Below are 4,182 nucleotides of genomic sequence, written 5' to 3'. Positions count from 1 at the left end.
GCTCGACAAAAAGACGAGTTTTTGGCAAGGCTCGCCCACGAACTTCGCAATCCCCTCGCGCCGATGCGCAGCGTGGTAGACCTGTTGCAACGGAAAAGCTCGATCGGCGAACGCGAGGGTTGGGCGTACGGCGTACTTGACCGCCAACTTAACCAGATATCGCATCTCGTTGACGATCTTCTCGAAATAGCGCGATTCAACGAAGGAAAGATCGAATTGCGACGAGTCCAACTGAATCTCGCGGACGCGATGCGTACCGCGCTGGAAGGCTCGGAACCCAGGATCAACGCGGCATCTCACCGGCTTTCCATTTCTCTTCCGTCCGAGCCGCTGATTGTTGATGCAGACCCGACGCGGCTATCGCAAGTCATGCAGAACCTGTTGAACAATGCGGCGAAATACACTCCGCCGGGAGGCGATATCTGGTTCTCAGGGCTTCGGGCGGACAACGAGGCGGTCATTGTCGTACGAGATTCGGGTATTGGAGTAGACGCTGCGGATCTGCCCGCTATGTTCGGTATGTTTGCGCAGTTGCCCGGAGGTAAGGCGTTTTCTCAGGGAGGCCTCGGCGTTGGATTGGCGCTCGTCAAGATGCTTGTGACCCTTCACGGCGGAACTGTTTCCGCGCATAGTGACGGGGCAGGCCAAGGCAGCGAATTTGTTGTACGGCTGCCCTTGTCGACTTCGAAACTCCCGCCGGTCGACGCGCCGGCACCGGCGCCTGCCGCGGAAGCCACAAGCCGACGGATCATCTTGGTTGACGACAATCGCGACGCGCTCGAGAGCCTGGCTCTATTGCTCGAATTAGAAGGTCACACGGTTTGGCGTGCACACGACGGGGCCTCTGCGTTGCGTATCGCGAAGGAGACTGAACTTGACGTAGCATTACTCGATATCGGACTTCCGGACATGTCGGGTTACGAACTCGCTGCCCACCTTCGCGCCGCTGAAAGTGGCAGCCGGTTGCTGTTGATCGCACTTACCGGATGGGGTCAGGAAGAGGACCGGCAAAAAGCAACGAGCGCGGGCTTTAAGCACCATTTCACTAAACCGATTGACCTTGAACGGTTGTGTGCTGCTATGCGTGCGTAAATGCCGATGTCCTGACACTGCCATCGTTACAGACAAACGCCGTTAAAGAAGAGATCGGCGACTCTCAAGCTCTTGGGCGGTCGTCTGGGCGATCTCGGTCATTGCCGCCACAGTACGCGACTGCGTTCAAGCTATTCGTCAGTCCGCTTCGGAAGGGTCCATGCACGTAGCGCGTCAGGCGTGCGCATGTCGCGCGGAGCCTTGAAGTTCGCTCGAGCGACGCCACGCATGTCGTCCGCAGGGCGCGGAAAACCGCTGCGGCTGCTGTAATCGCGCATTGGTGACGTCACACCGTTCGATGGCTCCTCGCGGATCCCGCGCGCCGCGTACATATCGAGCGCTGTAACGCCAAGCACGTTGACAACCGCTCCGAACGCCCGCGTTCGGTCTTGCCGATCGACCGTATTCGAATGCGCAACGATAGTGCCAATGTCCAAGACATCGCCACCCACGCGTGCCCAAAGGAACGGCGCAACTTTGTCCGACGCAAGGATGCCGATACCGCAGACGAGCTCCCGCAGCCCGTAAAGCCGGACAAGGGCGGGATTGCTATCGAGTCCCGCTGCGCGAGAAACCGCGCGTGGCGCGAGCAATTCCGCCAAGCCCAGCGTGATACTGAACCAGCCCAGACCGCGGGCCACCGCTCGCGGCGTGCTAGAGGCATCTACGTCGCGAGCTTGGTGGCCTGCGTCGTTGAGATTGAGGTTAGCACGGTCATTCATATAGTCCGCCCGGATTGAGATGGGAGTGGGTCACGGTTTGAGTACGACCTTAATGCAACCGTCTTGCTTATCCCGGAACGTTTTGTACATGCCAGGGCCTTCCTCGAGGGAAACCGTGTGCGTGATCACAAAGGACGGATCGATTTGGCCCTCCTGAATCCGTCGCAAAAGATCGTCCGTCCAGCGATTGACGTGCGTTTGCCCCATGCGCCAGGTCAGACCTTTGTTCATAGACGCGCCAAACGGAATCTTGTCGATAAGACCGCCATACACGCCCGGAACCGACAACGTTCCGCCGGGACGACACACGTAGATCATTTCCCGCAACACGTGCGGCCGATCCGTTTCCAGCATGACGGCCTGCTTGACCCGGTCATACATCGCATCAACTGAGCGGGTCGCGTGCGACTCCATCCCGACTGCGTCAATGCACTTTTCTGGTCCCTTCCCGTTTGTCAGATCTTTCAGCCGCTCGACGACGCTCTCTTGCTTGAAGTCGATGGTGATTGCGCCGCCGGCGCGGGCCATGGCCAAGCGTTCGGGCACACAATCGATCGAGATCACCTGCTTGGCGCCCAGCAACACAGCGCTTCGTATCGCCATTTGACCGACGGGACCCGCACCCCAGATCACAACGGTATCGTGCGGTTCGATATCGCATTGCACGGCCGCCTGCCAGCCGGTGGGAAAAATGTCACCAAGAAACAAGACTTGTTCGTCAGTCAGCCCATCCGGTATCTTGACGTGCGTCTTATCGGCGAATGGGATCCGCACATACTCCGCCTGACCGCCGGGATAGCCCCCAGTCAGGTGCGAATAACCGAAAAGGCCTGCGGTGGTGTGACCGAACACCTTGTCGGCTGCATCCTTATTCCGATTCGACCGCTCGCATACTGAGAAATTACCGCGCTTGCACTGATCGCATTCACCGCAAATGATGGTGAACGGAACAACGATACGATCGCCGACTTTCAGCTCGGAATTGCCGCTACCTACTTCGACGACTTCACCCATGAACTCGTGGCCCATGATGTCGCCTGACTTCATGCCAGGCATGAAGCCGTCAAAAAGGTGCAAGTCCGAACCGCAAATTGCGCATGAGGTCATCTTGATAATCGCGTCGCGCGGTTCTTCGATCTCGGGATCAGGGACCGTGTCGTAACGGATGTCCTCTTTGCCATGCCATCTAAGCGCTTTCATACCAACCTCCATGCAAGCGGTTGTTCGATTACGGTGTGGCCGCACTGAAAAACGGCCTCTCAGTTGGACGAATGCGTAAATCCCCAACTTGAATAGCGGTAGCCTAACTGGCCGGCATGCAATCGGTGGGCCCGCGGCGTACAGAGCCGGCGCCGTAGGCATTCTCCAGGCATACTCGCTACCTGCAGAGTCGCTCAAACAAGCTTGTGACCAAACACTGAATGGCGCCGGATATGAGATATACGACAATAAGAGGGACGTGACCGCAAAAGTTCTATCGGCCACGCTTGCTTATGGTGAGTAACGAACCTCTCAAAATGCAGATCTTTTGACTCCAGGAATTGGAGCAAAGGCGACGGAGCGGGGCTTAGCTTAGCAATCGGTCGCAACAATTCGAAGACTGCAACCTCCCTGAACGGGATATGGCCTCGCGCGACGTAAAGCGGTGGGTGGTCGGTGGGGTCCAAAAGCGCAAGAATTTCGTCGATGTGTTCACGCGTCGTCCTTTCGCCGAAAACAATGCCGGTCAGCTGCCCGCCGAAATATATGCGGTCGTTCACGATTCGCGGCTCGTCGCCGGAAACCGGCGGGTCAGCGACTATGACGCGGCATTCACTTTCGACCCGCCAAGGCGTCGTCTTGATTAGCGCCGACGTTTTCAGGTTACTGAACCCGATCTCGTCCGTAATATCCATGGCGTCCAGCGTGTCGTGATAGCTAACACGATAAACCATAGTGAAGAATTTATCGAAGTTGAATTTAAGGCATACCCCGGAAACTTCCCGGCGTAGTTGTCCCATCGGTGCGCGTTATCGCGCGCGTCGGCAAAGCTGAGGATTCGATAACGGGTGTTCAGCACCGCATGGTATTCGGGGGCCATGCTGGCAACCATGTCGTCTAAGGCCGCTTGTGTGAGCCCCCTCAATTCAACCTGTATCTGTTCTTCCGTAGGGACAGGCTCGCGGCGCGTCAGGCAGTTTCGGACCCAGCGTTCAACGCTAGACCAGTAAGCCGGGTCTTTAATGTCGCCAATCACGATAGCTGGCTTGCATTCCCGGTCGTCATTCAAGATCGCAGGCCTCGGGCAATAAATCACCCGGTCCCGAATCATTTCCTTTACTTGCTCAAGGCCTCGTCCATCAAGCGATTTGTATTTGTACACTGGCCC

The 4,182-nt window shown here is 57.3% G+C and carries 5 protein-coding genes; 2 read left to right on the top strand and 3 right to left on the bottom strand.

Going from position 1 to position 4,182, the window contains the following annotated elements:
* The coding region (locus ACFFAR_RS26375; RefSeq protein ID WP_375508759.1) for an ATP-binding protein at nucleotides 1–1,092 on the top strand (1,092 nt) is incomplete at its 5' end.
* Nucleotides 1,093–1,223: 131 nt separating this feature from the next.
* On the opposite strand, the gene ACFFAR_RS26370 is transcribed toward ACFFAR_RS26375, so the two are convergent.
* Both ACFFAR_RS26370 and ACFFAR_RS26365 read right to left on the bottom strand, forming a co-directional pair.
* A complete protein-coding gene (locus ACFFAR_RS26370) occupies nucleotides 1,224–1,814 on the bottom strand; it encodes a hypothetical protein (RefSeq protein WP_375508758.1) in 591 nt (196 codons plus the stop codon).
* A 30-nt stretch (nucleotides 1,815–1,844) separates the two neighbouring features.
* The gene (locus ACFFAR_RS26365) at nucleotides 1,845–3,014 is read right to left on the bottom strand and encodes a zinc-dependent alcohol dehydrogenase (protein ID WP_375508757.1); all 1,170 of its coding nucleotides are present in this window, start codon (nucleotides 3,012–3,014) and stop codon (nucleotides 1,845–1,847) included.
* 422 nt (nucleotides 3,015–3,436) lie between these two features.
* Here ACFFAR_RS26365 and ACFFAR_RS26360 point away from each other — a divergent pair, with 422 nt between their 5' ends.
* Nucleotides 3,437–3,661: a hypothetical protein gene (locus tag ACFFAR_RS26360; protein WP_375508756.1), complete on the top strand. Its 225-nt coding sequence runs from the start codon at nucleotides 3,437–3,439 to the stop codon at nucleotides 3,659–3,661.
* 11 nt (nucleotides 3,662–3,672) lie between these two features.
* On the opposite strand, the gene ACFFAR_RS26355 is transcribed toward ACFFAR_RS26360, so the two are convergent.
* A partial coding sequence (locus tag ACFFAR_RS26355) for a hypothetical protein (protein WP_375508755.1) occupies nucleotides 3,673–4,182 on the bottom strand: 510 nt, incomplete at its 5' end.

Origin of the sequence: uncultured Caballeronia sp., from assembly GCF_964243625.1 — a bacterium.
Classification (GTDB): domain Bacteria; phylum Pseudomonadota; class Gammaproteobacteria; order Burkholderiales; family Burkholderiaceae; genus Caballeronia.
The sequence above is the reverse complement of the archived record's forward strand: the minus strand, read 5'-3'. Positions and strand labels throughout refer to the sequence as shown.

Excerpts from the sequence above, each read along its gene's own strand:
- ACFFAR_RS26370 (WP_375508758.1), bottom strand. The coding sequence starts at position 1,814 with ATGAATGACCGTGCTAACCTCAATCTCAACGACGCAGGCCACCAAGCT.
- ACFFAR_RS26365 (WP_375508757.1), bottom strand. The coding sequence starts at position 3,014 with ATGAAAGCGCTTAGATGGCATGGCAAAGAGGACATCCGTTACGACACG.
- ACFFAR_RS26360 (WP_375508756.1), top strand. The coding sequence starts at position 3,437 with ATGGCCTCGCGCGACGTAAAGCGGTGGGTGGTCGGTGGGGTCCAAAAG.